At 75.2% G+C, this 25,962-nt stretch carries 25 protein-coding genes and 1 riboswitch; of the genes, 9 read left to right on the top strand and 16 right to left on the bottom strand.

Annotated elements, in window-relative coordinates:
• Together ACIRD3_RS30845 and ACIRD3_RS30840 are read left to right on the top strand one after the other, a co-directional pair.
• Window positions 1–786 (top strand): ABC transporter permease, encoded by a 786-nt coding sequence (locus ACIRD3_RS30845; protein WP_402223187.1) that lies wholly within the window; start codon window positions 1–3, stop codon window positions 784–786.
• A gap of 281 nt (window positions 787–1,067) precedes the next feature.
• A complete protein-coding gene (locus tag ACIRD3_RS30840) occupies window positions 1,068–1,652 on the top strand; it encodes a TMEM165/GDT1 family protein (protein WP_402223186.1) in 585 nt (194 codons plus the stop codon).
• Between the two features lie 122 nt (window positions 1,653–1,774).
• On the opposite strand, the gene ACIRD3_RS30835 is transcribed toward ACIRD3_RS30840, so the two are convergent.
• Complete coding sequence (locus ACIRD3_RS30835) at window positions 1,775–2,914, bottom strand: peptidoglycan-binding protein (protein WP_402223184.1); 1,140 nt, start codon at window positions 2,912–2,914, stop codon at window positions 1,775–1,777.
• A 337-nt stretch (window positions 2,915–3,251) separates the two neighbouring features.
• On the opposite strand from ACIRD3_RS30835, the gene ACIRD3_RS30830 reads away from it, so the two are divergent.
• Together ACIRD3_RS30830 and ACIRD3_RS30825 are read left to right on the top strand one after the other, a co-directional pair.
• Entirely contained in the window at window positions 3,252–5,324 is a 2,073-nt protein-coding gene (locus ACIRD3_RS30830) for an MFS transporter (protein WP_402223182.1), read from the top strand.
• 132 nt (window positions 5,325–5,456) lie between these two features.
• Window positions 5,457–5,933, top strand: a complete 477-nt coding sequence (locus ACIRD3_RS30825; RefSeq protein WP_402223180.1) for a CYTH domain-containing protein — start codon at window positions 5,457–5,459, stop codon at window positions 5,931–5,933.
• 40 nt (window positions 5,934–5,973) lie between these two features.
• Here ACIRD3_RS30825 and ACIRD3_RS30820 read toward each other — a convergent pair whose 3' ends face one another.
• Complete coding sequence (locus ACIRD3_RS30820; protein ID WP_402223178.1) at window positions 5,974–6,450, bottom strand: MarR family winged helix-turn-helix transcriptional regulator; 477 nt, start codon at window positions 6,448–6,450, stop codon at window positions 5,974–5,976.
• Window positions 6,451–6,530: 80 nt separating this feature from the next.
• On the opposite strand from ACIRD3_RS30820, the gene ACIRD3_RS30815 reads away from it, so the two are divergent.
• Together ACIRD3_RS30815 and ACIRD3_RS30810 are read left to right on the top strand one after the other, a co-directional pair.
• Window positions 6,531–6,941: a cupin domain-containing protein gene (locus tag ACIRD3_RS30815; RefSeq protein WP_402223176.1), complete on the top strand. Its 411-nt coding sequence runs from the start codon at window positions 6,531–6,533 to the stop codon at window positions 6,939–6,941.
• 87 nt (window positions 6,942–7,028) lie between these two features.
• Window positions 7,029–7,355 (top strand): antibiotic biosynthesis monooxygenase family protein, encoded by a 327-nt coding sequence (locus tag ACIRD3_RS30810; protein ID WP_402223174.1) that lies wholly within the window; start codon window positions 7,029–7,031, stop codon window positions 7,353–7,355.
• 104 nt (window positions 7,356–7,459) lie between these two features.
• On the opposite strand, the gene ACIRD3_RS30805 is transcribed toward ACIRD3_RS30810, so the two are convergent.
• From ACIRD3_RS30805 to ACIRD3_RS30760, 10 genes are all read right to left on the bottom strand, one after another.
• Window positions 7,460–8,323, bottom strand: coding sequence for a LysR family transcriptional regulator (locus ACIRD3_RS30805; RefSeq protein WP_402223172.1), 864 nt, complete (start codon window positions 8,321–8,323; stop codon window positions 7,460–7,462).
• A gap of 283 nt (window positions 8,324–8,606) precedes the next feature.
• Window positions 8,607–9,518, bottom strand: a complete 912-nt coding sequence (locus ACIRD3_RS30800) for an RNA polymerase sigma-70 factor (protein ID WP_402223170.1) — start codon at window positions 9,516–9,518, stop codon at window positions 8,607–8,609.
• A gap of 148 nt (window positions 9,519–9,666) precedes the next feature.
• Complete coding sequence (locus ACIRD3_RS30795; RefSeq protein WP_402223168.1) at window positions 9,667–10,062, bottom strand: VOC family protein; 396 nt, start codon at window positions 10,060–10,062, stop codon at window positions 9,667–9,669.
• 132 nt (window positions 10,063–10,194) lie between these two features.
• The gene (locus tag ACIRD3_RS30790) at window positions 10,195–11,181 is read right to left on the bottom strand and encodes an RICIN domain-containing protein (protein WP_402223167.1); all 987 of its coding nucleotides are present in this window, start codon (window positions 11,179–11,181) and stop codon (window positions 10,195–10,197) included.
• Window positions 11,182–11,245: 64 nt separating this feature from the next.
• Entirely contained in the window at window positions 11,246–12,079 is an 834-nt protein-coding gene (locus ACIRD3_RS30785) for an ECF transporter S component (RefSeq protein ID WP_402223165.1), read from the bottom strand.
• The gene (locus ACIRD3_RS30780; protein ID WP_402223163.1) at window positions 12,076–13,731 is read right to left on the bottom strand and encodes an ABC transporter ATP-binding protein; all 1,656 of its coding nucleotides are present in this window, start codon (window positions 13,729–13,731) and stop codon (window positions 12,076–12,078) included. Before ACIRD3_RS30780 ends, ACIRD3_RS30785 begins: the two co-directional genes overlap by 4 nt.
• On the bottom strand, window positions 13,728–14,834 hold the full coding sequence (locus ACIRD3_RS30775) for an energy-coupling factor transporter transmembrane protein EcfT (RefSeq protein WP_402223161.1): 1,107 nt from the start codon (window positions 14,832–14,834) through the stop codon (window positions 13,728–13,730). The genes ACIRD3_RS30780 and ACIRD3_RS30775 overlap by 4 nt, the downstream gene beginning before the upstream one ends.
• Before the next feature lie 122 nt (window positions 14,835–14,956).
• Window positions 14,957–15,820 (bottom strand): SCO2322 family protein, encoded by an 864-nt coding sequence (locus ACIRD3_RS30770; RefSeq protein WP_402223159.1) that lies wholly within the window; start codon window positions 15,818–15,820, stop codon window positions 14,957–14,959.
• Window positions 15,820–17,061, bottom strand: a complete 1,242-nt coding sequence (locus tag ACIRD3_RS30765; RefSeq protein ID WP_402223157.1) for a prenyltransferase/squalene oxidase repeat-containing protein — start codon at window positions 17,059–17,061, stop codon at window positions 15,820–15,822. The genes ACIRD3_RS30770 and ACIRD3_RS30765 overlap by 1 nt, the downstream gene beginning before the upstream one ends.
• Before the next feature lie 106 nt (window positions 17,062–17,167).
• Window positions 17,168–17,246, bottom strand: a riboswitch (cobalamin riboswitch).
• 140 nt (window positions 17,247–17,386) lie between these two features.
• Window positions 17,387–18,013, bottom strand: coding sequence for a TetR family transcriptional regulator (locus ACIRD3_RS30760; RefSeq protein ID WP_402223155.1), 627 nt, complete (start codon window positions 18,011–18,013; stop codon window positions 17,387–17,389).
• 232 nt (window positions 18,014–18,245) lie between these two features.
• Here ACIRD3_RS30760 and ACIRD3_RS30755 point away from each other — a divergent pair, with 232 nt between their 5' ends.
• From ACIRD3_RS30755 to ACIRD3_RS30745, 3 genes are all read left to right on the top strand, one after another.
• Window positions 18,246–19,556, top strand: coding sequence for a glycosyltransferase family 4 protein (locus ACIRD3_RS30755; RefSeq protein ID WP_402223153.1), 1,311 nt, complete (start codon window positions 18,246–18,248; stop codon window positions 19,554–19,556).
• A gap of 123 nt (window positions 19,557–19,679) precedes the next feature.
• Window positions 19,680–20,423: a class I SAM-dependent methyltransferase gene (locus ACIRD3_RS30750; protein ID WP_402223151.1), complete on the top strand. Its 744-nt coding sequence runs from the start codon at window positions 19,680–19,682 to the stop codon at window positions 20,421–20,423.
• Window positions 20,420–21,481: a prenyltransferase gene (locus ACIRD3_RS30745; RefSeq protein ID WP_402223150.1), complete on the top strand. Its 1,062-nt coding sequence runs from the start codon at window positions 20,420–20,422 to the stop codon at window positions 21,479–21,481. Before ACIRD3_RS30750 ends, ACIRD3_RS30745 begins: the two co-directional genes overlap by 4 nt.
• Before the next feature lie 133 nt (window positions 21,482–21,614).
• Here ACIRD3_RS30745 and ACIRD3_RS30740 read toward each other — a convergent pair whose 3' ends face one another.
• The 4 genes from ACIRD3_RS30740 to ACIRD3_RS30725 form a co-directional block, all read right to left on the bottom strand.
• A complete protein-coding gene (locus tag ACIRD3_RS30740) occupies window positions 21,615–22,520 on the bottom strand; it encodes a hypothetical protein (protein ID WP_402223148.1) in 906 nt (301 codons plus the stop codon).
• A gap of 215 nt (window positions 22,521–22,735) precedes the next feature.
• Complete coding sequence (locus ACIRD3_RS30735; protein ID WP_402223146.1) at window positions 22,736–23,752, bottom strand: N-acetylmuramoyl-L-alanine amidase; 1,017 nt, start codon at window positions 23,750–23,752, stop codon at window positions 22,736–22,738.
• 7 nt (window positions 23,753–23,759) lie between these two features.
• Window positions 23,760–25,049 carry a hypothetical protein gene (locus ACIRD3_RS30730; protein ID WP_402223145.1) on the bottom strand — a complete coding sequence of 430 codons (1,290 nt, stop codon included), beginning with the start codon at window positions 25,047–25,049 and terminating at the stop codon, window positions 23,760–23,762.
• A 237-nt stretch (window positions 25,050–25,286) separates the two neighbouring features.
• The gene (locus ACIRD3_RS30725; protein WP_402223143.1) at window positions 25,287–25,940 is read right to left on the bottom strand and encodes a class I SAM-dependent methyltransferase; all 654 of its coding nucleotides are present in this window, start codon (window positions 25,938–25,940) and stop codon (window positions 25,287–25,289) included.
• Between the last annotated feature and the right edge of the window lie 22 nt (window positions 25,941–25,962).

Raw genomic sequence — 25,962 nt, 5'->3', positions numbered from 1 at the left:
GTGACACCGGTCTCCCTGTCGGCGTCCGGCGGGCAGCTGCTGCCGGTCACCCCGCTGCTCGGGGTGGTCACCGCGGTCCTGCTGCTGGCCGCCGTCGCGGTGGCCGGGCGGGGACGGCTCGGCCACGGGCACGCGGTGCTGCGGGCCGGGCTGCGGGCGGTGGTGCAGCTGGCGGCCGTCGCCGCGGTGATCACCTGGGTGGTCGGCTCGCTCTGGTGGTCGGCGCTGTTCGTGCTGCTGATGTTCTCGGTCGCGGTGCGCACCGCGGGCCGGCGGATGACGCCCGGGCCGGGCTGGGCGTGGGCGGCCGCCCCGATCGGCGCCGGGGTGCTGCCGGTGCTCGCCCTGCTGCTGGCGGTCGGGCTGCTGCCGCCCAAGGGCCTGTCGGTCATCCCGGTCGCGGGCATCCTGATCGGTGGTGCGCTCACCGCGACCTCGCTGGCCGGTCGGCGTGCCCTGGACGAGCTGCGGCAGCGGCGCGGCGAGGTGGAGGCGGCGCTGGCGCTCGGCTTCGAGGAGCGCGAGGCGCGGCTGGAGATCTGTCGTACGGCCGCGGCGACCTCGCTCGTCCCGGCGCTGGACCAGACCCGCACGGTCGGCCTGGTCACCCTGCCGGGGGCCTTCGTCGGGATGCTGCTCGGCGGGGCCTCGCCGGTGCAGGCGGGGGCGGTGCAGCTGTTCGTGCTGGTCGGGTTGCTGGCGGTGGAGTCGGTGGCGATCGTGGTGGTGCTGGAGCTGGTCGGCCGGGGAAAGGTGCCGGTCGGGCCGCTCGACGCCGTCCGGTAGGCTGGGCGGTGTTGAAGGGGAGTAGCCCTCCACCGGACCGTCGACATACTGGCCCCCAGGGGCCCGGCGCCCGGGGCACCGCTCGCGGAGCGTTGCCGGCGAGACCTTCGGCCGCAGTGCTGTGACCATGACCAGTGCTGTCGGGCCGAAGCATCCCCTGACGGAGCTGCGGAGGCCGGGCAGCCCGACCGAGGATCCCCTTTCGTGAGTGAGCGAAGCGAACGAACCATCACAGGGCGCGTGTGCGCGAACGCCCCTGCCGGGCGAAGCGAGGCGGGCGCATGAGCGTGACCGTCGCCGCATTGACCTTCGGCATCATCTTCCTGGCCGAACTGCCGGACAAGACCGCGTTGGCCAGTCTGGTGCTCGGCACCAAGTACCGGGCGAGTTACGTCTTCGCGGGCATCGCCGCCGCGTTCGCCCTGCAGGTGGGCATCGCGCTCGTCGCCGGGCACCTGCTGTCGCTGCTGCCGCACCGCTGGGTGGAAGGCGTCACCGGCGTCCTGTTCCTGGCCGGTGCGGCGATGCTGCTGTTCCACGGCGGCGGGGACGAGGACGAGCACGCGGCCAAGGAGCCGTCCTCGAACAGCTTCTGGAAGGTGGCCGGGGCCAGCTTCGTGGTGGTCGCGATCGCCGAATTCGGCGACCTGACCCAGATCATGACCGCCAACCTGGCCGCCAAGTACGCCGACCCGCTGGCCGTCGGCATCGGCTCCTGGCTGGCGCTGTGCGCGGTCGGCGGGGTCGCCATCGTGGGCGGGCAGAAACTGCTGAAGCACGTGCCGATGAAGCTGATCATCCGGGTGGCGGCGTCGATCATGGTGGTGCTGGCGGGCGTCAGCATCTTCGGGGCGATCACCGGCTGACGGCCGGGGAGCGGAGAACGGGTGGTGCCCGCCGAGCGGCGGGCACCACCCGTTCTCGCATGTCAGGTGTCGGGGCCGGGAACCAGGCGGCCGGCGTCAGCGGCCGGGAACGGCAGCCGGCATCAGCAGCCGGGGTCGGCGGCGAGGAAGGCCTGGGTCTTGGGACCGTAGACGCCCTTCTCGCCCTTGATCTGGTTCTCGGCCTGGTAGGTGCTGAGCACCGACTCGGTCCAGTAGTCGAAGGTCCCGGTGATGATCGACTTGTCGACGAATCCGCATTCGGCGGCGTACAGGCGCTGCTGCATGGCCAGGACGTCGGGCCCGCTCATTCCGCGCTTCAGCACGCGCGGCGCGGGCGGCGGGGTGGTCGCGGTGGGGGTGGGGGTCGGCGTCGGGGTGGGGGTCGGCGTGGGCGTCGGCACCGGCGGCGGGGGCAGGGTCGGCGTGGGGGTCGGCGTCGGGGTGGCCGTCTTCGTCGGCGTCGGCTTGCGGGACGGCGTCGCCGACGGGCTGGGAGCGGAGCTGGCCGGTGCCGGCGTGGTGGCGGTGGGCGCGGTCGCGGGGCTCGGGTCCACCGGGGCGGGCGCCAGGGTGGTGGTCGGCAGCGGCTGCGCCTGCTTGGCGTCCGGCTCGGAGGAGGGGGTCACCGCGTACGCGATGCCGATGGTGAGCGCCACCAGTGCGGCGCCGGCCCCGACCAGCAGCCCCTTGCGCTCGGCCAGCGGATTGGTGGCGCCCTGCTCGGCCGCCCGGCGCGCGGCCCGGCCGCCGCCGGCCGGCGGGCCGGGGTCGGTCGGGGCGTTGTCGAAGGGGAAGAACCCGATCTCGCTCTCGGCGGGATGCGGCGGCGGCCCTGCCTGGTGGGCGCCCGCCCCGGAGGGCGGCACCGGCGGCAGCACGGTGGTGGCGTAGGCGTCGGCGCCCGGCCCCAGCGGGGGCTGCCCCACCGGGACGGGCGGCAGCACGGTGGTGGCGTAGGCGTCGGCGTCCGGTCCGAGCGGGGGAGCGACCGGTCCGCCGGGCGCCGTCGGCTGTCCCGGGGCGACCGGGGGCAGCACGGTGGTCGCGAACGGGTCCACGACCGGTGCGCTCCCCGGCGATTCCCCGGCCACCTGGTCCGCGGCCTGCGGCACGTAGGGGCGGACCAGCGGCGGGCCCTCCAGGTGGGGGAGGACGGCGGTCGCGGTGAGGCTCGGGTCCGGGACGCAGCCGCACCCGGTCGAGCGTGCGGTGCCGCACGTCGGGCAGTGCTGGTCCGGCATCGGCCGGTCCTCCTCAGCTTCGCGTCGGTCTCGTGGACGGTCTCGGCGGCTCCGGGAGCGGGGCCCGGGCGCACGATCGCGCCTGATTATGCAGGACGGTCAGGGGGGTGGACAGGGTCGTCCGGCTCCGGGCGGGGGTGTTGTGCCGGTTGGTGCCGATTGGCTCCGTCGAGAACGCCCGGAAGGCCGTCGCAGGCCCCGGTGGTGACGTTCGGCTCAACCCGGAGGAACAAATGCGGACGAATCTGCCAGCATGGGTGAGCTGGGAGTGATCATCCGCACGGGCCCGTCAGCCGGACCCGCGACCCCACGGAGACGCCATGCCCACGGAGACGCCATGACGGATCCGCTCGCCGCGTCCGACCGGAGCCCGGCGGACGGGCCCGGTCCGCCGACCACCGCCGCCCGCGGGCTCTGGGTGCCGATCGGCGCGCTGCTGCTGGCGATGCTGCTCGCCGCCCTCGACCAGACCATCGTCTCGACGGCGCTGCCCACCATCGTCAGCGACCTGGGCGGTCTGGAACACCTCTCCTGGGTGGTCACCGCCTACCTGCTGGCCTCCACCGCCGCGACCCCGCTCTGGGGCAAGCTCGGCGACATGTACGGCCGGAAGCGCTTCTTCCAGGCCTCCATCGTGATCTTCCTGCTCGGCTCGGTGCTGTGCGGGATCGCCGGGAGCATGGGCGAGCTGATCGCCTTCCGGGCCGTGCAGGGACTGGGCGGCGGCGGGCTGATGGTGCTCTCCCAGGCGATCGTCGGCGACCTCGTCCCGCCCCGGGACCGCGGCCGCTACCAGGGCCTGTTCGGCGCCGTCTTCGGCGTCACCAGCGTGCTCGGGCCGCTGCTCGGCGGGCTGTTCGTCGACCACCTCAGCTGGCGCTGGGTCTTCTACGTCAACCTGCCGATCGGCGTGGTCGCCCTGCTGGTGATCGCCGCCGTGCTGCACGGGCGGGAGGTGCGGCGCGAGCACCGGATCGACTACCCCGGCACCGCCCTGATCGCGGCCGTCGCCACCTGCCTGGTGCTGATGACCTCGCTCGGCGGCACCACCTGGGCCTGGAGCTCCTGGCAGATCGTCGGCCTCGGCGTGCTCGGGCTGGTGCTGCTGCTCGCCTTCGTCGAGGTCGAGCGGTCGGCGGCGGAGCCGGTGCTGCCGCTGCGGCTGTTCCGCTCGCGGACGTTCAGCCTGGTCGCGGTGATCTCCTTCGTGGTCGGCTTCGCGATGTTCGGCGCGCTCACCTATCTGCCGACCTTCCTCCAGGTGGTCATGCAGGTCTCGCCCACCCTGTCCGGCATCCACATGCTGCCGATGGTGCTGGGCATGCTGGTCACCTCGATCGGCTCCGGCCAGATCGTCGCCCGCACCGGGCGCTACCGGGCCTTCCCGATCGCCGGGACGGCCGTGACGACCGTCGGCCTGCTGCTGCTCTCCCGGCTGGACGAGCACAGCAGCACGGCCGAGATGAGCGGCTACTTCCTGGTGTTCGGCCTCGGCCTGGGCCTGGTGATGCAGGTGCTGGTGCTGATCGTGCAGAACTCCGTCGGCTACGAGGACCTCGGCGTGGCCACCGCGGGCGCGACCTTCTTCCGCTCCATCGGCGCCTCCTTCGGCGTCTCCGTCTTCGGGACGGTCTTCACGAGCGGCCTGCGGAGCCGGCTCGCCGACGCCCTCGCGGGGGTGCCGCTGCCGCCCGGCTTCCGGCCCGAGGCCATCACCTCCGACCCGCGGGTCGTCTCCGCGCTGCCGGCCGCCGTCCAGGAGGGGGTGCACCACGCGTACGCCGAGTCGATCACCCGGGTCTTCCTGTACGCGGCACCCGTCGTGGCGGTCGCCTTCGTGCTGTCGCTGTTCCTGCGGGAGGAGAAGCTGCGCTCCACCGTCACCGCGCCGGACCTCAGCGAGTCGATCGGGATCAACCCGGTGGAGCGCAGCTCCCTGGACGAGATCGCCCGCGCGCTCTCGGCGCTGAGCAGCCGCGAGGCCCGGCGCGACTTCTTCCGGCGGATCACCGCCACCGCCGGGCTGGACCTGCTGCCCGCCTCCAGCTGGCTGCTCCTGCAGATGCACCAGCACGGCTCGGTCGAGCCCGCGGAGCTGGCCGAGCAGCGGGTCGTGCCGTTCGCCGTCGTCGAGGCGGCCGTCCGGGAGGTCGAGGGCCGGGGGCTCGCCGCGCGCAGTGGCGGGCTGCCGCTGCGGCTCACCGAAGCGGGCGAGGAGGCGGCGCTGCGGCTGGTCGCCGCCCGGCGCACCCAGCTCTCCGACCTGCTGGGGGACTGGGACGAGGAGCAGTACGCCGACCTCGCCGAGCTGCTGACCAAGCTCAGCTCCACCCTGGGCGCCGACCGGCGGGACCGGCCGGACCCGGTCGGCCCGGAGCCACCGCACCGGGCGGAGGGGCGGTCGTTCTGACGGCGGGGGGCGGGTTGTCGGAGCGGCGGGGGCTCCAAGCGTCAGCGTCGGGGCGCTGCCGGGTGACGTATCGTCGCGTACCGGTCCCGGCCGCGCGACCGCTGCCGGGGGAGAGCGTCGAAGGGATGCGGCATGCCGCTCGAGATCGAGCGCAAGTTCCTGGTGGGCTCCTTCGAGCCGCCGGCGACGGCGGTGCGACAGCACATCGAGCAGGGCTACATCGCGATCAAGGACGACGGCACGGAGGTGCGGCTGCGGCGGATCGGCGGCGGCCGCGTCCTCGGCGTCAAGCGCGGCAAGGGGGAGGGCCCGGCGGTCCGCGTCGAGGTGGAGCGCGAGCTCGGGGAGGAGGAGTTCACCGAGCTCTGGCCGGCCACCGCCGGCGCCCGGCTGGCCAAGGACCGCTACACCTTCGACGCGGCGGGCGTCACGGTCCACCTCGACGTCTACCAGGGCGGGTTGGCCGGGCTGCGCACCGCCGAGGTGGAGTTCGACTCGACCGCCGAGGCCGAGGGCTTCACCCCGCCGGACTGGTTCGGCACCGAGATCACCGGCGTCACGGCGTACAAGAACCAGACCCTCGCGACGCGCGGACTCCCCGGGGAGTGACCCGGTGCGGCGGGGGCCGAAGACCGGCCCCCGCGCCGCCTCACGGCGCGCCGAACCAGCGGGGGGTGTCGAGGCGGAACGGGTCACCGGGGGCGAGCCGGCGCAGGCCGTCCTCCACCTGGCGCAGCTGCTCCTCGCCGAGCGTGGCGGACCACTCGGCGCGCAGCTCGTCGAAGATCCGGGCCGAGCGGACCAGGCAGTCCACCCCCCGGTCGGTGAGCCGGACCACCTTGCGCCGGGCGTCGGCCGGGTCGCTGCCGCGCTCGACGTAGCCCAGCTGCTCCAGGCCCTCGATGGTCTTGCCCGCCGCCTGCTTGGAGACGCCGAGGCGGCGGCCGAGTTCGACGGCGGTGGTGCCGTGCGGCCCGATCGCCTGGAAGACGAAGCCGTGCATCGGGCGGAGGTCCGGGTGCCCTTCGCGGGCGATCCGCTCGTGCAGCTCGTCGATGATCGTCCGGAAGGCGAACAGCAGGCGCAGCGGCAGCTCGAAGCCCGGCGGGGGCGGTTCGCTCGGCACACGCGGCTCACTTGACACGATAGACAACCTCATTGACCATATAGACAACTTCATTGTCCATCTTAGGGGGTCCCTCCGCCATGTCCGTGATCCGCCTCTCCGACGCCCGCCGCTCCGAGACCCCGAACGCCGTGATGACCACCTACGCCTCGCCCACCCAGGGCTCGACCTCGCTGGCCCTGTGGCGGGTCGAGATGCGGGCCGGCGCCCAGGGGCCGCTGCACGCCATGGAGGCGGAGCAGATCTGGACCTTCCTCACCGGCTCCGCCTCGGTGGACCTGGCCGGAGAGGCCCTCACGGTCGGCGCCGGCGACACCCTCGTCCTCCCGGCCGACGCCGCCCGCCAGGTCTCCACCGCCGAGGGCTTCACCGCCGTCGTCGCCTCCACCTCGCCCTCCCGCGCCTACAACCCCGACGCCCGCACCCCCGAGGGCGCCTGCGCCCTCGCCCCGCGCGACGCCGACCGCGTCCTCCCGGCCTGGATCGCGTGAGCCACCGGGTGTGAGGTGTAGGAGACTGCTCGCAGTGACCGAGCCGGCGCCCGTACGCGCGGCCCCGGCGAACCAGTGAGGAGCGGCATGTCCGTCGTCAAGATCAACGTGCTGACGGTGCCGGCCGAGCAGCGCGAGGTACTGGAGCAGCGCTTCGCCTCCCGGGCCGGCGCGGTGGAGAACTCGGACGGCTTCGAGTGGTTCGAACTGCTCCGGCCGGTCGAGGGCACCGATCAGTACCTCGTCTACACCCGCTGGCGCAGCGAGGAGGACTTCAAGGCCTGGATGGAGGGCCCGATGAAGGCGGCCCACCAGGGGGGTGGGGAGGGTGAGGCTCCGAAGCGGCCGGCCGCCTCCGGGTCCACCCTGTGGTCCTTCGAGGTCGTCCAGTCGGCAGGGCCGAAGGGCGCCTGAGCCGGTACTCGGCGTGGGCTGCTCGTGCGGCGGGCCCCGTCCCTCGGGTGAGAGGGGCGGGGCCCGCGGTGCGTAACGGCTCGGGGCCGTGGGCCGGCGGGGGCTCAGGCCGAGGCGGCGTGGAGGACCTCGCGCAGGCCCGGGACGGTCTCGCGGTCGGCCCGCCAGACCAGGCGGAGGTGGAGCGGCGGGGTGGCGAGGGGGAGGCGGACCAGGGTGCCGGCGGCGAGTTGGTCGTGGACGGCGAACGCGGGCAGGAGGGCGATGCCGAGGCCCTGTTCGGCACAGGCGCGGGTGACGGGCACGCCGCCGGTGCGGACCCGGTCGACGTCCTGGCCGAGCAGCCGTTCCCCGGCGAGGTGGAACGAACAGGCCGGGGAGTTGACGAGGAGTCGCCGACCGCGCAGGTCCTCGCGGCTGAGCGGGGTGACACCGGCGAGCGGGTCGGCGGGGGCGGCGACCAGGACGAGCGGGACGTCCTGCAGGTCCACGTGGTCGAGCGGGGCCGGCGGCAGGTAGAAGCCGAGCTCGCCGAGCGGACCGGCGGTGTCCAGGATCAGCGCCGCCTCCAGCGCCCCGGCCGCGACCCCGTCGAGCAGGCCGTCCCGGGCGGTGTCGGTGCGCAGGGATATCTCCAGGTCGGGCCGGCGTTCGGCGAGGCGGGCCAGCACGGCGGGCACATGGGTGGCCGCGATGGTCTCCAGCGCGCCGAGCCGCAGCCGGGCGCGGGCCGCGACCACCTCGCGCCGCGCCTGCTCGGCCTGGTCCAACAGCCGCCGGGACCACGGCAGCAGCCGCTCCCCGGCCGCGCTGAGGGTCATGCCGCGCGGGGCCCGCTCGAACAGCTCGGTGCCCAGGCTCCGCTCCAGCGTGCGGATCTGCTCGGAGACGGAGGACGGGGCGAGCCCGAGCGCCACCGCGGCGCCGGTGACGGTGCGGTGGGCGACGACGGCCTCGAAAACGCGCAACTGACGTAGTTCCACTGGTTTCCCCGACTCCCGGCCGCCCTCGCGTGTCCGTGTTGCGGGACAGCGTACGGGGGCGTGTGCGGACTCGTACCCGGGCGTTCGGAAATCCCGAACGCCGGGTGCGGCCGCGGCGGTCGAACGGACGGCGGCGGCGCGTTCGTCGGCGGGGTGCCGCCGCCGACGACGGGGGCGGGGGCGCGGCGGCGGTGCTGCGCGGCCCGGGAACCCCACCGGCCGGCCGGGGGCTCAGCGGCCAGGAGCTCACCGGTCAGGATCTCACCGCTCAGAGGCTCACCGCCGTCTCCCGGTCCATGTGCGTCAGCTTCTCCGGGTTGCGCACCGAGTAGATGCCGGTGATCCGCCCCTCGTCCAGCCGCATCGCCACCACCACGTCGATCTCGCCGTCGACCCGCAGGACCAGCGCCGGGTGACCGTTGACCTGGGCCGGCTCCGCCGTGCCCGTCGGGCCCCACAGCGCGACCCCGGCGGCCAGCAGGCGGCCCACCCGCTCGGCGCCGACGGTGGGCCGGGGCATGGCCTGCTTGATGCCGCCGCCGTCGCTGAGGGCGACCACGTCCGGGGCGAGGAGGTCCAGCAGTCCCTGCAAGTCGCCGGTCTCGACGGCCCGTTGGAAGGCGGCGATGGCCGTCCGGGCCTCGTCCGCCGAGACCGCGCCGCCGCGCGGTCGGCGTGCCGCGACGTGGGCCCGTGCCCGGTGGGCGATCTGGCGGACCGCGGCCTGGGTCTTGTCGACGGCCTCGGCGATCTCGTCGTACCCGAGGGCGAACACCTCGCGCAGGACGAACACCGCCCGCTCGGTCGGCGCGAGGGTCTCCAGGACCATCATCATCGCCATCGAGATGCTGTCGGCCAGCTCGACCTGATCGGCCACGTCGGGCGAGGTGAGCAGCGGTTCGGGCAGCCAGGGGCCGACGTACGACTCCTTGCGCCGGCCCAGGGCGCGAAGCCGGCCGAGCGCCTGCCGGGTGGTGATCCGGACCAGGTACGCGCGGTGGTCGCGGACGGTGGCGAGCTCGACGCCCGACCAGCGCAGCCAGGTCTCCTGGAGGACGTCCTCGGCGTCCACCGCCGAGCCGAGCATCTCGTAGGCGACCGTGAACAGCAGGTTGCGGTGGGCGACGAACGCGTCGGTGGCCGGGTCGGGACGGCGGCCGTCCCCGCTTCCGCTGCTCATGGTCTCTCCCTCTGGTTCGGCGGTGCCTCCCACAGGACGCCGGACCCGGCCGATCCGTGACACCCCGCCCCGCGTGACCCGCGTCACGTCGCGGGGTGCCGGCGGGGAGGCCGGGACGAGGGCAGTGCCCGGGACGGTGTGCCGGGTGTCACGCGATCGGCGTCAGGAGGATCCAGACATGGCCGAACGGGTCGCGCAGCATCGACTGCCGGGCGCCGTAGAACATGTCGGCCGGCGGGGAGAGGAGTTCGGCGCCCGCGGCCACGGCCCGCTCCGTCAGCCCGTCCACGTCCGGGACGTACACGTGCAGGGCGACGGACGGGCCGCCGGCGCCGGGCGGTGCGAAGGGCGCGTCGGCGTCACCGAGCATCAGGGTGGCGCCGTGGACCTTGATCTCGGCGTGCATGATCCGCCCGTCCTCGCCCGGCAGTCGCATGTGCTCGGTCGCACCGAAGGCCTCGGCGTAGAAGGCGATGGCCTCGGCGGCGCCGTCGATCATGATGTGCGGGATGACGGTGTGCTTGTAGTGCTCGGGAATCTCCATGTGGATCAAGGTAGGCCGGGGCGGATCGCCGCGGTATCGGGCGGGAGGCCCACCGGTCCTACGCCGCAGGGCGGAGGACCGGCGACCCGGGTCCCTGCCGTTCCGGTCCGTACGGCGCGGCGGGCACACGGCTCAGAGGGTGTCGCGGACCTCGATGGAGCCGTGGTCCACCACGAACTTCTGGTTGGGGTTGGCGAGGTCGCAGCCGTAGAGGAACACGGTGTCGCCGTTGGTGCGGTACGAGCCGACGTCGACGCACATCTCCTCGCCGCTGCCGGCGGTGCGTTGCAGGACGAGGGAGCCCCGGCGCAGCAGCCAGGTCTGGTTGGCGCGGGCGGCGTGGGAGTCCTCGCAGGCCCAGATGCGGACGATGTCGCCGTTGGTGGCGGTGTAGTCGGCGTCGAGGCACATCTCCTGTGCGGTGCCGACGGTGTCGGCGACCTTCACCCGGCCGTCGTCGAGGACGAAGCGCTGGTTGGTGTGGTCCAGGCAGTCCCAGACCCGGACGTTGTCGGCGTTGTCGCGGGTGTTGCCGACGTCCAGGCACTTGCCGGTCGGTACCCGCGGCGGGGTGGCGACGTTGAGGGTGCCGTCGGTGATGGTGTACTCGGTGCTGCTGCCCGGGTTGGTGTAGCGGAAGCTGCCGTTGCCGCGCGGGAGGGTGGTGTTGTGCGGGGCGGACGGGTTCACCGTGACCTGCGGGGAGAAGCGGAAGTAGCCGCCGGCCGGCCAGCCGCTGTTGCCGCCGTTGCGGCCGTAGCCCTCGCAGGTGAGCGTCCGGTTCCCGTTGCCGAGGGCGCAGTTCCGCAGGCCGACGTTGTTGCCGCTCCAGGAGGAGCCGTCGCCGCTGTACTCGGTCGGGACGGTGGCCTGGGCGGGGAAGGTGGTGTTGCCCGGGGCGGTGAAGACGGCGGTCATGCCGGAGGACGGGAGGGTGCCGGAGCCGCCGGTGTTCTGGTACGTCCACGGCACGGCGCCGGTCCGGCCGGGCGCGATGGCGACGGTGGTGGGGACGTCGCGGCCGATGAAGGTGACGGCGGAGGCGGGGGAGGCGGGGGCCGTGGCGAGGGTGAGGGAGAGCACGGCCACGGTGGTGGTGCGGGTGAGGGTTCGGATCACGGTCGTGATGATCGTGGACGAACGGGATCGCGAAGGGTGATCGGCACAGGAAAGGGAGCGCGGTTCACCCTTCCGGCGGGCGGAAGCTCACCGGCGCGTCGAAGGCGGCCCGGCGGGTCGCCCGGCGCAGGGCGCGCAGCACGGGCGTGCCGAGGGTGAGGCACAGGACGACGGTCAGCGCGGCCCTCGGCAGGTCCCAACCCAGCGAGGTGGTCAGGCAGTAGGCGGCGAAGCGGACCAGGTTGGCGCCCACCGGGTCGCCCGGGACGAAGGAGATGGAGCCCGCCAGTCCGCCGATGTACGGCCAGCCCTGCAGGTTCATGATGGTGCCGTACAGGACGGACGCGAGAGCGCCGTACCCCGCGAGCAGCAGCAGTTCGCGGCGGCCGCGCAGCGTGGCGGGGCCCGGCAGCAGCCCCGCGCCGAGGCAGACCCAGCCCATCGCCAGCATCTGGAACGGCAGCCACGGGCCGACCCCGCCGGTGAGCAGGGCGGAGGCGAACATCGACAACGAGCCCAGCACGAAGCCGAATCCCGGTCCGAGCACCCGCCCGGACAGCACCATCAGGAAGAACATCGGCTCCAGGCCCGCCGTGCCCGCGCCGAGCGGGCGCAGCGCCGCGCCCGCCGCGGCCAGGACGCCCAGCAGCGCCACGGACTTGGCGTCCAGCCCGGGCGCGCCGCCGCCCGCCTCGCGCCCCTCGGAGATCTGCGCGATGACCACGGCGAGCAGCAGCGGGAGCAGGAGCGCGAACAGCCAGGGCGCGTCGGTGGAGTGGCCCACCAGCGCGGACTCGGTGGAGGCGAGCAGCGGCCAGCCGAAGGCGGCGACGCCGACGGTGGAGACGAGCAGGAGCGTCGCGATGGAGCGACGGCCGAGCGGGATCGGTCGGTTCATGCGTCCAGAGCCTCCGCGACCTGCCCCACGGTGAGCCACGGCCCCGGGGCCAGCACCTTCGCGACCTGCGGGGCGAAGGCGGGGGAGGAGACCACCACCTCCGCCGTCGGCCCGTCCGCGACGATCTCCCCCTCGGCCAGGATCACCGTGCGGTGGGCGAGTTCGGCCGCGAGCTCCACGTCGTGCGTGGCCAGCAGGACGGCGTGCCGCTCGGCGGCGAGGCCGCGCAGGATCTCCACCAACCGGGCCTTGGCGGCGTAGTCCAGGCCGCGGGTCGGCTCGTCGAGCAGCAGCAGCGGGGGCCGGGCGGTGAGCACGACGGCGAGTGCGAGGGTGAGCCGCTGGCCTTCGGAGAGGTCGCGCGGGTGGGCGGTGTCGGCGATGCCGGGCAGCAGGCGCTCGACCAGCGCGCGGCAGGTGCCCGGGGCGGCGCCCGCGTCCGAGTCCGCGGCCGCGCACTCGGCGGCGACCGATGCGCCGTACAGCAGGTCGCGCGGGTCCTGCGGGACGAGGCCGACCTCGCGGATCAGCTCGGCGGGGCGGGTGCGGTGCGGGACGCGGCCGCCGACCCGGACGCTGCCGGAGGCGGGGGCGTGCAGGCCGACCAGGGAGCCCAGCAGGGTGGACTTGCCGGCGCCGTTGCGGCCCATCAGGGCGGTGATCTCGCCGGAGTGGAGGGCGAGGTCGACGCCGCGCAGGGCCTGCACCGGGCCGCGCCGCACGGCGAGGCGGCCGGCGACGGCGATCGGCTCACTGGCGACGGCGTTCGGCTCACCGGCGACGGCGATCGGCCCACCGGCAGGGGCGGGCGCGGGGGTGGGCGCGGCAGCGGGAGCCCGGCCGTCGAGCCGCTCCCGGAGCCCGGCGGCCTTGCGCCGGGCGTCGCGCACCGACAGCGGCAGCGGCCGCCAGCCCGCGAGCCGGCCGAGGCCGACGACCGGCGGGTGCACCGGGGAGTGCGCCATCACCTCGGCCGGCTCGCCGAGCACCGGGGGTGCGCCCGGGGTCAGCAGCAGCACCTGGTCGGCGTACTGGACGACCCGCTCCAGCCGGTGCTCGGCCATCAGCACGGTGGTGCCCAGGTCGTGCACCAGCCGCTGCAGGACGGACAGCACCTCCTCGGCCGCGCCGGGGTCGAGCGCCGAGGTCGGCTCGTCCAGGACCAGCACCCGCGGGTGCACGGTGAGCACCGAGCCGATCGCGACGCGCTGCTGCTGGCCGCCGGAGAGCGAGCCCAGCGCGCGGTCGCGCAGCTCGGCGAGGCCGAGCAGATCGAGGGTCTCCTCGACCCGGCGGCGCATCACGTCGCCCGGCAGGCCCAGCGACTCCATGCCGTAGGCGAGTTCGTCCTCCACGGTGTCGGTGACGAAGTGCGCCGCCGGGTCCTGCCCCACCGTGCCGACCAGGTCGGCGAGTTCGCGCGGCCGGTGCTCGCGGGTGTCCCGGCCGCCGACGGTGACCCGACCGTGCAGCACACCGCCGGTGAAGTGCGGCACCAGGCCGCTGACCGTGCCCAGCAGAGTGGACTTGCCGGAGCCCGACGGGCCCACCAGCAGGCAGAGTTCGCCCTCGGGGACGGTGAGGTCCACCCCGTCCAGGACGGGCGCGGCCGAGTCCGCGTACCGGACGGAGACCTGCTCGAAGGTGATCACGATGCCCTCCGGGGCGGGGTCGGGGTGGCGAACGCCGGCACCAGGCCGAGCAGCGCGGTCAGCACGGCGGCGAGCGGCAGCGCCGGGACGGTCGGCGGGACGACGGTGGGGGCGAAGGCGGCCGGGTCCTGCGCGGCGAGGTAGCCGGTGAGGGCCGCCACCGCCGCGCCGGAGCCGGCGGTCAGCCACTCCGGAAACGCCCAAGGGTCAGGACGGTAGCGGGTTCTGACGGCCCGTCGGCCGCCCAGCAGCAGTCCGGCGAAGGCGGCGGCCAGGCCGAGCGCCAGCACGGGAAGCGCCCAGCCCGCGCCGCCGGCGGTCAGCAGGCCGTACGCGGCCAGGCAGACCCCGAGCAGTCCGGCCAGGGTGAGCGCGGCCGTCACCCGGGCGAGCCGGCGCGGGACGTCGGCGGTCCGCCCGAAGCCGCGGGTGTCCATGGCCGCCGCCAGCGCGATCGACCGCTCCAACGCGCCCTCCAGCACCGGCAGTCCGACGCTCAGGACGGCGGCCACGCCCTTGTCCGCACGGCCCCGCAGCCGACGTGCGGCGCGCAGCCGGCGGACGTCGGCGACCAGGTTCGGCGCGAAGGTCATCGCCACCACCACGGCCACGCCCGCCTCGTAGAGCGCGCCGGGCAGGGTGCGCAGCAACCGGGCCGGGCTGGCCAGCGAGTTGGCGGCGCCGACGCAGATCAGCAGGGTGGCCAGCCGCAGCCCGTCGTACAGCGCGGCGAGCAGGCCCTCGGCCGTCACCCGGCCGCCGATCCGCACCCCCTGCGCCCAGGCGGGCAAGGGCAACTCGGGCAGGGTGAACAGCACATGGGTGCCGGGGATCGGCGAGCCGAGGAAGACGGCGAACACCAGCCGGATGCCCAGCACCAGCAGCCCCAGCCGCAGGAACGCCCCGTACGACCGCGACCAGGGCGCATCGCCGCGGCGCGCCGCGACCACGTACCCGGCGACGGCGGCGAGCAGCAGCAGGATCGCCGGGTTGGTGGTGCGGGTCGCCGCCGCGCCCAGCCCGAGCGCCCACAACCACCAGGCCCCGGGGTGCAGTTGGCGGGGGCCGGTGGGCGGTCGGGTGCTGCGGGTGGTGCGGCTCACGGAGACGTTCCTGGATTGGGGGCGGCCTGGGCGGGGTTCACGGCTTCACGACGTCATGGCTTCTCGACGTCATGGCTTGACGTCACGGCTTCACGGCGTCGCGGTTTCACGACGTCACGGCTTCACGGGGTGCGGCGGCGGCGCGCCTGCCGGACGGCGCCGCCGGCGAGCACGGCGACCAGCGCGCCACCGGCGATCAGACCGATGTCCGGGCCCCCGCCGTGGTCGGCGGAGGTGGCCGCGGCGCCCGGTGCGGCGGCGCCGCCCGCCGCACCGACCTGGTCGGCGCAGCCCGCCGACGGGTACCCGGCGATGGCGCACAGCAGTCCGTTGGAGTCGTACCGCAGCGGCGGCGCGACGGCGGCCAGCACCTCGGCGGAGGTGGCCCGCGGCGCGACGGCGGCACAGGCGGTCCGCGGCCCGGGCACCGTGGCGCCGGTCGCCCCGGCGTCCTCGGCGGTTCCGAAGTCCAGCACGACGGCCACCCGCTTGCGGCCCTCCTGCGCGGGCGTCCGCGCGCAGATGTCGGCGAAGCTCCCGGCCGTCCGCGGCTTGGCGGCGTCCTGCCCGCCGTCCGGACTCACCGCGAACCGCCACCCGTCCACGGCGCCGTCCGGCGGTACCGCGATCGCCGGTCCCTGCTGCTGGTACGCCCAGCTCCCGCCCTCGGCACCGCGCCAGAACGACCAGTACCGGTACCCGGCCGCTTCGGCGGGCGCCGCCCCGGCGACCACCAGCAGCACCCCGACCAGCGGCACCAGCAGCCCGGCGAGCCGACCCCGCGGAGCGGGGACGGCGGGCCGACCCACGGCGCCGGAGGCGACGGCCGAGGCGCGGTGCGGTCGCCGCGCGGTGGTGGCGACCGGCCCTGAGGCGCGGCGCGGACGGCCCCGGGCCGCGCCCGCCGCGGGCGTCACCGGTGCCGCGGGCCCGCCCGTGCCGGTCGACGACGGCCGGGCGGCGCGGGGGTGGGGGGTCGGGGGCATCAGAGGTTCGGGTTGCGCTTGCGCTGGAGGCTGAGGAGGAGTCCGCCGCCGATGCCGATGAGGAGGCCGACGCCGATGATCCAGTACTGGCTGATGCCGTCGTTCTTCTTCTTCGCCGGGGTGGCCTCGTCCGTGGCGGCCGGGGCGGCCTTGGGGGTGGGGCCGAGGGCGGTCAGCTTGCCGGTGAGGTCGGCGGTGGAGCGGTGGTCGGCGTGGGCGACGAGGAGGAGGGTGGCGGTGGCGCCGGCGTCGGTGCCGTTCTTGGTCCAGGTGTCAGCCTGCGCGTCCAGCCAGTCGACGGCGTTGGTGGCCTGGTCGGGGTGGCCGCTCTGGATGAGGGAGAGGGCGGCCCAGGCGGTGGCGGTGTAGTCGGGGCTCGGTGCGGCGCCCGGGGTGGTGAGGGTGAGGTGGTCGCCGCCGGCCGTGAGCTGGGCGGTGAGGTAGGCGCCGACGGCCTCGCCCGCCTCGGCGTGCGGGACGGTGACGGGCGCGGAGCCGTCCGCGCAGGCGAGCGGCTTGGGCGGGGTGTCGGCGCGCACGGAGTTGGCGACCGGCAGGTGTCCGCCGGCGGCGGCGAGCGCGGCCTGGCCGCTGGCGAGGCCGTTGGGGGCGAGGGCGCCGGTGGCGGTGTCCGGCTGGTAGGCGAAGGCGCCGCGCTGGTCGGCGGGGGCCGTGCAACCGAGCTGGAAGCGGGCGAGGCCGTCGAAGGCGTTCTTGCCGGCCTTGGTGACGCCGGCCGGGTCGGTCCTGGCGGCGAACAGCGCGTTGACGGCGAGTCCGGTGGAGTTGGCGTCGCCGGGGCTGCCGGGGTTGTAGGCCCAGCTGCCGTCGGCGTTCTGGTTGGCCTTGAGCCAGGCGACGCCCTGGTCGACGGCCGGCTGGTGTCCGCCGAGGGCGACCAGGGCCTGGATGGCGACGGCGGTGGCGTTGCTGTCCTCGGTCTTGGGGTCGCAGGCCGCGCCGGCCGCCCGGTAGGAGGGCCAGCCGCCGTCCTCGCACTGCTGGCCGGTGAGCCAGCCGACCGCCGAGTCGGCCGGGGTGACCTTGGCCGCGGTGAGCGCGGTCAGCGCCAGCGACTGCCGCCACACGCCGTCGTACGTCGGGTCGCTCTTCCCGTACAGGCCGTCGGGGACGGCGGCCGGGGTCGGGGCGGGGCTGTCGGCGAGGGCCGGGCCGGCGGCGATGCCGGTGAGCAGCGCGGCGGACAGGGCGGCGGCGCCCAGGCGGGCGGCGGTGAGCATGGTGCGGTCGTGCCTTTCGGTGAGCGGTGGTGGCCCTGGCGGGGGCCGTTCCGTAGTCCTCGACGGTGCCGGGCGCGTGCGTCCGGCCGGCCGCTCGCCCCGCCCCGGGTGCTCCGACTCGTCCGGCGGCCGGGGGCCGGGACTCACGGTTGCGGGGTCAGCGCCGGATTCGCACCGGCTTCCCCCGGGGGAGGAGCGGGATGGAGTTGTGCTGCCCGTCGACTCTAGCCGCCGGAGCGCCGCCGTCTCCTCGGCCGGTGCCCCCTCCGGTCTCCCGGCCCGGGCAGGAACAGGTTCCAGTCGGCGGGAGCCGGGGCCGGTGCGCTCACGGCAGGGTGAGCAGGCGGGCCGCGGTGTGCAGGTCGGCCCGGACCTCGGCGATCGAGGCGCGTCCGGAGAGCCAGGCCACGAGCGCCGAGTGCCAGGTGTGCTCGATCACCCGGACCGCCGCGCGCTGGCTCTCGCTGGGCGGGCCGGACTGGCCGATCGCGTCCAGGATGAGCTGCCCGGTGGCCACGCTGACCTGGTCCACCTCGGCGCCGACCGAGCGGTCCGCGAAGGACAGCGCCCGGACCATCGCCTCGGCGAGCAGCGGTTCGCGCTGCAGCGCGTGGAAGGCCCGGGTGAGGGTGTCGGCGACCCGCAGGGCCGGCTCGGGGTCGGTCGGCGGATGCCGCCGGATGTGCTCGTGCAGGCCTTGGAGCTGCTCCAGCATCACCGCGACCAGCAGGTGCACCTTGGAGGGGAAGTACCGGTACAGCGTGCCCAGCGCGACCTGCGCGCTCTCCGCGACCTCCCGCATCTGCACCGCCTCGTACCCGCCCCGGGCGGCCAGCGCGGTGGCGGCCCGCAGGATCCGCCGGCGCCGTTCGGCCTGGCGGGTGGTCAGCGGCAGCACACCGGGCCGGGGCGCGGCGGCGGCCGGGGACGGGGACTCGGTGGACGGCGGCAAGGGTGCTCCCGGGCGGGCGAGAGTGGCGAGGTGCTCCACGAGGTCGGCAGGGTCGGCGTGGCGGGAATCACCAGCCCTGGCTCCTGAGGAAAAGCTACGGGCCGGTATCTTCGAGGTCTCTCATTGTTCACGTGGTCGACGACGAGTTCCACATCCACTGAAACCTGATCTACTTTAGCGACCGGAAGCACCGACCGGCAGCTCAGATAGCAGCTAGAGAAGAGGGCCCAGGATGACCGCGCAGCCGCTGCGGATTGCCCTGCTGTCGTACCGCGGGGACCCCTTCTGCGGCGGTCAGGGCGTGTACGTACGGCATCTCTCGCGTGAGCTGGCCAGGCTGGGCCACCACGTGGACGTGATCGGCGCCCAGCCGTACCCGGTGCTGGACGAGGTCGAGGGCCCCGGCTCGGTGCGCCTGGTCGAGCTGCCCAGCCTGGACCTCTACCGCGCCGACGACCCCTTCCGCACCCCCGCCCGCGGCGAGTTCCGCGGCCCGGTGGACGTGCTGGAGTTCGCCACGATGCGCACCGGCGGCTTCCCCGAGCCGTTGACCTTCTCGCTGCGCGCCCGCCGGTACCTGGCCGCCCACAAGGGCCGCTACGACGTGGTGCACGACAACCAGACCCTCGGCTACGGCCTGCTGGGCCTGGCCCGGCACGGCTTCCCGCTGGTCACCACGATCCACCACCCGATCACCGTGGACCGGCAGTTGGAGCTGGACGCGGCCGCCACCCGGCTCAAGCGGCTGTCGCTGCGCCGCTGGTACGCCTTCACCCGGATGCAGCGCCGGGTGGCCGCCCGGCTGGACCGGGTGATCACCGTCTCCGGCACCTCGCAGCGCGAGATCGCCGAGCACCTGGGCGCCGCGTCCGGCGCGATCTCGGTGGTGCCGATCGGCGCCGACACCCGGCTCTGGTCGCCCTCGGACGCGGTCGAGCGGGTGCCCGGCCGGATCGTCACCACCTCCAGTGCCGACGTCCCCCTGAAGGGTCTGGTCTTCCTGGTCGAGGCGCTCGCCAAGGTCCGCACCGAGCGGGACGCCCACCTGGTGGTGGTCGGCAAGCCGCAGAAGGAGGACGGGCCGGTGGCCGAAGCGGTGCGCCGGTTCGGGCTGGCGGAGCACATCGAGTTCCGCAGCGGACTGACCGACGAGGAGCTGGTCGACCTCTACCGCTCGGCCGAGGTGGCCTGCGTCCCGTCCCTGTACGAGGGCTTCTCGCTGCCCGCCGCCGAGGCGATGGCCACCGGCACCCCGCTGGTGGCCACCACCGGCGGGGCGATCCCCGAGGTGGCAGGGCCGGACGGGGAGACCTGCCTGGCCGTGCCGCCGGGGGAGGCGGACGCGCTGGCCGCCGCGCTCGGCCGGCTGCTGGACGACCCGGAGCTGCGCGCCGACCTTGGCGCGGCCGGGCGGGAGCGGGTGCTGGCCCGGTTCACCTGGGAGCGGGCCGCCGAGCTGACCGCCGAGGCCTACCGCGCGGCGATCGCCACCGGCGTGGGCGCCCGGGCCCGCTCCGGGCCCGGCTGGCGGTACGTGGCCTAGCCGCGGCGTCGGCCGCCCGGTCCGGGTGCGCCGGCGCGGACCGCCGCCCCGGGCGCGTGCCGCCCGACGAAGCGTGACGAAGCGTCAAGGACGCTTGGTAGCAATAGGAATGGGAGTCCTGCAGTGCTGACCGTCGATTTCTCGCGCTTCCCGCTCGCCCCCGGCGACCGGGTGCTCGACCTGGGCTGCGGCGGGGGCCGGCACGCGTTCGAGTGCTACCGCCGCGGCGCCAACGTGATCGCCCTCGACCAGAACACCGAGGAGATCGCCGAGGTCAAGAAGTGGTTCGCGGCGATGGAGCAGGCCGGTGAGGCCCCCGAGGGCGCGTCGGCGGTCGCCATGGAGGGCAACGCGCTGGCGCTGCCGTTCGAGGACGAGTACTTCGACAAGATCATCATCTCCGAGGTGATGGAGCACATCCCGGACGACAAGGGCGTGCTCAACGAGATGTTCCGGGTCCTCAAGCCGGGCGGCCTGCTCGCCGTCACGGTGCCGCGCTGGCTGCCCGAGAAGATCTGCTGGGCGCTGTCCGACGAGTACCACGAGGTCGAGGGCGGCCACATCCGGATCTACCGGGGCGACGAACTGCTCGGCAAGCTCAAGGACGCCGGCCTGGAGCCGTACGGCACCCACCACGCGCACGCGCTGCACTCGCCGTACTGGTGGATCAAGTGCGCGGTCGGCGTGAACAACGACAAGGCGCTGCCGGTCAAGGCCTACCACCAGCTGCTGGTCTGGGACATCGTCGGCACCCCGGTGATCAGCACCCTCACCAAGGCCGCCGAGCGGGCGCTCAACCCGGTCATCGGCAAGAGCTTCGTCGCGTACGCCTCCAAGCCGAACCGCGCCCCGGGCGGCACGGCGTGACCGCCGCCGTCCCCGAGGTGCTGCTCCTCGACGGCGTGCTGGACGCCGAGCAGGCCGCCGACACCGTGCGCAGCATCCTCGCCGAGCAGCGGCCGGACGGCGCCATACCCTGGTTCGCCGGCCACCACCTGGACCCCTGGGACCACACCGAGGCCGCGATGGCCCTCGACACGGCCGGCGAGCACGCCGCCGCCGAGGCCGCCTACCGCTGGCTCGCCGCCACCCAGAACCCGGACGGCTCCTGGTACGCCGCGTACACCGACGGCGTGGTCACCGACCGGGCCAAGGAGAGCAACTTCTGCGCCTACGTGGCGGTCGGCGTCTGGCACCACCACCTCAGCGCCGGCGACGACGCCTTCCTGGAGTGGATCTGGCCGGTGGTCCGGCGCGCCCTGGACTTCATCGTCTCGCTGCGGCTGCCCGGCGGCCCGATCGCCTGGCGGGTCGACGAGGACGGCGGCGCCACCGACGAGGCGCTGCTCACCGGTTCGTCCAGCATCCTGCACGCGCTGCGCTGCGGCCTGGCCATCGCCGACTACCTGGAGGAGCCGCAGCCCGACTGGGAGCTTGCGGCCGGCCGGCTGCGGCACGCCATCGCCCACCACCCCGAGCGGTTCCTGGACAAGGACCGCTACTCGATGGACTGGTACTACCCGGTGCTCGGCACCGGCCTGCGCGGCGACGCGGCGGTGGCCCGGATCGAGCGGGACTGGGAGCGCTTCGTCGTCCCCGGCCTCGGCGTGCGCTGCGTCAGCGACCGCCCGTGGGTGACCGGCGGCGAGAGCGCCGAACTGGCCCTGGCGCTCTGGGCGATCGGGCAGTCCGACCGCGCGGTGGACATCCTGCGCTGGATCCAGAAGCACCTGCGGCACGAGGACGGCTCGTACTGGACCGGGTACGTCTTCGAGGACGACGCGATCTGGCCGGAGGAGCGCACCACCTGGACGGCCGGGGCACTGCTGCTCGCGGTGGCCGCGCTCGGCGGGGACCCGGCGACGGTCGCGGTCTTCGGCGGGGACCAGCTGCCCACCGGGCTGGTGGTCCAGGACTGCTGCTGAGCGGGGCGGTCCGGGACCGCCGCTCGGCGCGGCCGCACGCAAGCGGCCGCACGCAAGCGGACACACGGAAGGGGCGGGACCGGTTCTCCGGTCCCGCCCCTTCCCGTGGTGCCTGCGGCCGCGTCCGGGGACGTCAGCCGCGCTGCAGGCCGGTGGTGTCGTTCAGCAGGCCCTGGGTGCCGTCCGCCAGCTGGGCGACCAGCGCGGTGCCGCGCTGCTCGACGGCCAGGTACCAGGTGCCGGGCACGACCTCGCCGATCGGGGCGCCGGCCGGGTTGTCCTTCGGGGCCAGCTGGCGCGGCGCCGGGACGGCGAACCAGTACGGCTGGAAGTCCGCCGCCGGGGCGGCCGGGGTCGGCTGCGGGGCCGGCGCGCCGGCGTCCTGCGGCTGACCGGGCTGGACCGGCTGGCCGGGCTGCGGCTGGCCGCCGGCCGGGTAGCCGTAGCCGCCGGCCGGCTGGGCGCCGAACGCCGGGTCGTGGCCCTGTGCCGGGTAGCCGTACTGGCCGGGCTGGCCGGGGGCACCCGGGTGGCCGGGCTGGCCCGGGACGGGGTAGCCGCCCTGGTAGGGCGCGGCCGGGCGGTCGGTGACCAGCGGGGCCTTCAGCGCGGGCACCAGCGGCGCGGCCGCGGCGGCACCGGCCAGCACGATCAGCGAGATGAAGCCGAGCCAGGCGCCGAAGCCGTGGCTGAGACGGGTACCGCCCGGGCCGCCGCCCAGCGCCCAGATCGCGGTCCACAGCGCCGCCACCGCGAACGCGATGCCCCACTGGTCCAGCCGCAGGCCGAGCACCTGGCGGTTGGCGCCGGCCGGGCCCTGGAAGCGCTGCACCAGGATCAGCACGGCTGCGGCGATGCCCAGCAGGTAGATCGAGGGCAGGATGGGGAACAGCTGGGTGCTCCACGCGTTCTGCGAGGTGTCCCCGCAGTACGGACCGCTGCAGTCCACGGTCCAGTAGGGCAGGAAGGAGGCGATGAAGAGCAGGACGGCCGCGCCTGCGACGGCGGCGTCTCCCCTGGTGAGAGCGCGCAGATTCACTAACGTTCCCCTCGTTGACGTGTCGTGGACGGTGCTTCGTGCGGTCGGGCTGACCGGCCGAAACTCCCGAACGGACCAGAAGCCTAGGCCCAACCGTCCTGCCGGTGCACGGCGGGACCCGGGAATGGGGCGAAGTCGTTGCAAACCGCGCGGGCCGGGCGGAGCTCGTCCACCGGGGTCTGCGGCTCAACTTCCGTACTGGGTCGTCGAGTCTTCTATTGAGTCGTCAGGAACGCGGTCAGCGCGTCGGCGATCCCCTGGGCCGCCTGCTGGCGCCACTGAGGGTCCGTCATGTGCTTCGCGTCCGTCGAGTTGCGCATGTTACCGCACTCGATGAACACCTTGGGGACGGCCGACAGGTTGAGGCCGCCCAGGTCGGAGCGGGTGTCCAGGCCCTGGTCGGCGATGTAGTCGGCGTACGGCTCGCCGGTCGCGGCGTGGAAGTGATCGCGCAGCAGCAGGCCCAACCGGTGCGAGGGTTCGACGATCGCGGCGTTGTTCGCCTTCCCGGCCACCACCTTGGCGGGCATGATCACGTGGAAGCCGCTGCCGCTCGCCGGGCCGCCGTCCCCGTGCACCGAGACCGCGACGTCGGCGTGCGCGTCCGCACCGGCCTTGGCGCGCTCGTCGATACACGGGCCCCAGGGGCGGTCGCCGTCCTGCACCAGCACCACCTTGGCGCCCCGGGCGGCCAGGATCTCGCGGGCCCGGCGGGAGACGTCCAGGGTGTACTCGGCCTCGGTGTAGCCGGCGTTGGTCTCCGTCCCGGTGGTGTCGCACTCCTTGCGGGCGTTGCCGATGTCCACCTGACGGTTGATCTCGGCGGAGTGCGCGACGTTGCCGGGGTTGTGGCCGGGGTCGAGCAGGACGGTGCGGCCGGCCAGGCCGGCCGCCGCCGCGGCGGTCGGGGCGGTGGTCGCGCCGGCGGTCGGGGTGGTGGTCGCCGCGGGCGCGGGAGCGGGCGTCCCGGCCGCCGGGGCGTCGGTGGTGGGCGGCGGGGCGACGGGCGGCAGCAGCGGCGAGGCGCCGGGGTCGGCGGCCGCGGGCGTGCCGGTGGCGCCCGCCGTGGCCGGGGCGGCGGAGGCGGCGGCCGTGGCGCCCGCCGGGTCGGAGTGGTCCAGGGCCTGCCAGCCGAACCAGCCCGCCGTGCAGAGCGGTACGGCCGCGGCCACCACGGTGGTGACGCGCAGCAGGGTGGAGCGGCGGGGCGGTCGGGGGGCGGTGCCGGTCACGGGTGGATCAGATCCTGTCCTGGGTGCGCGGGGTCAGGCCGAAGCTGTTCGCGATCGGGTTCCACTTGGTCATGAAGTCCGTCTTCGCCTGGGTGGCCTGCGGGTTGAGTTCGTCCGCGTGCTTCTTGTCCTGGGTGGTCGGGGCCCGCCCGGAACAGCCCTGGGCGGCGACGGCGCGCGCCCAGGCCGCGTACGCCTTGTCGATGTCGGCGGACAACTGCCAGGCGGACTTCAGCGAGTTCAGCGCCTCCGTCCCGCCCGGCACGTCCGAGACGCTCAGCTTGCCGAGCTTGGTCAGCAGCGCGGCGCGCTGGGTGGCACCGCTGTCGAACACCTGCGCCGCGCTCTCGATGTCGGCTTTCGACGGGCAGCTGCTCACCTTGGCGACGGCGCTGCCGATCGGGGCCTTGGCGTTCTCGCCCTCGCTCAGCAGGCCGTCCAGCGCCTGCGCCTGGGCCTGGGCGTTGGGCCCGGCACCGGTCGCGGTCGGCGACGGCGTGGCGGTGGGCGAGGCCGGGGCGCTCGCGGTGCCGCTCGGCGGGGCGTCCGTACCGGCGGGCGCGGGGGCGGGCTGCGGAGCGCCGGAGCCGTTCGCCGGGGTGCCGGTGGGGGCCGGCGCGGCCTGACCGTCCTTGGCGCCGCCGTCCCTGGCGGCGAACACCAGGCCGCCGCCGATCGCCAGCACCAGCAGCAGTGCGAAGCCGATCAGCAGCGGGGCCTTGCGGTTGGCGGGGCGGTCCTCGTCGTCGTCGGCGGCGTAGGCGGAGGGGTAGTCGGCGGGGTGCTCCGGTCCGCCGCCGTACGGGGCCTGCGGCGGGGCGGCGGGCGGCTGGGGGTAGCCGTAGCCCTGGGGCGGCTGCTGCTGCGGGGCCGGGAAGGGCGGGGCCTGGAACGGCTGGGTCGGGTGCTGCGGGGCCTGCTGCGGGGCGGTCGCGTGCGGGGGGAACGGCGAGGCCGCGGGCGGGGCGGCCGGGGGCGGGGTCGCGCCGCGGGGGATCGGGGCGGTCGGCGGGTCGTAGCCGGGCGCGGTGGCCAGGTACGGGCGGGCGCCCAGCGGCGGGCCCTGGTCGCCGACGCCACCGGGCGGGGGCGCTGGGGCGACCATGCCGAGACGGGGGTCGACCGGGCCCTGGGGGGCGGCCGGCGGCTGCGGTGCGGCGGGCGCCTGGGGGCCCGCGGCCGCCTCGGGGGCGGGTCCGCCGTCGGCCGGGTGCTGCGGGTTGCGCACCCAGCCACCGGCACCGCCGCGCGCCGTGGGGTCCCAGACCGCCGGAGCGGTGTTCTGCTGGTCCGTCATGTCGCTGCTGGCCCCCACCGTCCGCCGATGCTCTGCCTGGTGCTGCGCGGCCACCGTACCGTTCGGTCCCCCGACCGACAGCCCCGGCACGACGTTAGAGCATCGGCGCGGGGCGGTGGGGCGGCTCGGCGGATCCGTCCGGTCCGGGCCCTCGGCGGGGCGGGCCGGGGCGTCCGGGGCGTCCGGCGGGCGGGGCGCAGGGCGCGGGGACCAGGGGGCGGGATGAGCGGACGGGGCTCAGCGGGGGGAGCGGCGCAGGACGCGCAGGGAGCCGGTCACCGAGACCTCCTCGAAGCCCTCGGCGAGCGCCCGCAGGTACACCCGGTACGGGGCCTGGCCGCCGTCCGCCGGGTCCGGGAAGACGTCGTGCACCACCAGCAGGCCCTCCGGCGCCAGGTGCGGCACCCAGCCCTCGTAGTCGCCGGTCGCGTGCTCGTCGGTGTGCCCGCCGTCGATGAACACCAGGCCCAGCGGACGCCCCCACAGCGCGGCGATCCGCGGCGAGCGGCCGACCAGCGCCACCACGTGCTCCTCCAGCCCGGCGGCGTGCAGGGTGCGGCGGAAGCGGGGCAGGGTGTCCATCAGGCCGACCTCCGGGTCGACCAGGGAGGTGTCGTGGTACTCCCAGCCGGGCTGCTGCTCCTCCGAGCCGCGGTGGTGGTCCACGGTCAGCGCGACCGTCCCCGCCTCCCGGGCCGCCGCCGCCAGCAGGATCGCCGAGCGGCCGCAGTAGGTGCCGATCTCCAGTACGGGCAGGCCGGTGTCGCGGGCCGCCGTCACCGCGGCCGCGTACAAGGCGAGCCCCTCGTCCACCGGCATGAACCCGGTGGCCGCCTCGAACGCCGCCAGCACCTCGGGCGCCGGGCGGGCGCTCTGCAGCAGGTCGGACATGCGGTGCTCCTCGGGGTCGGGC

Origin of the sequence: Kitasatospora sp. NPDC093550, assembly GCF_044764985.1 — a bacterium.
GTDB lineage: Bacteria > Actinomycetota > Actinomycetes > Streptomycetales > Streptomycetaceae > Kitasatospora.
This window is presented reverse-complemented; position numbering and strand designations above follow the sequence as displayed.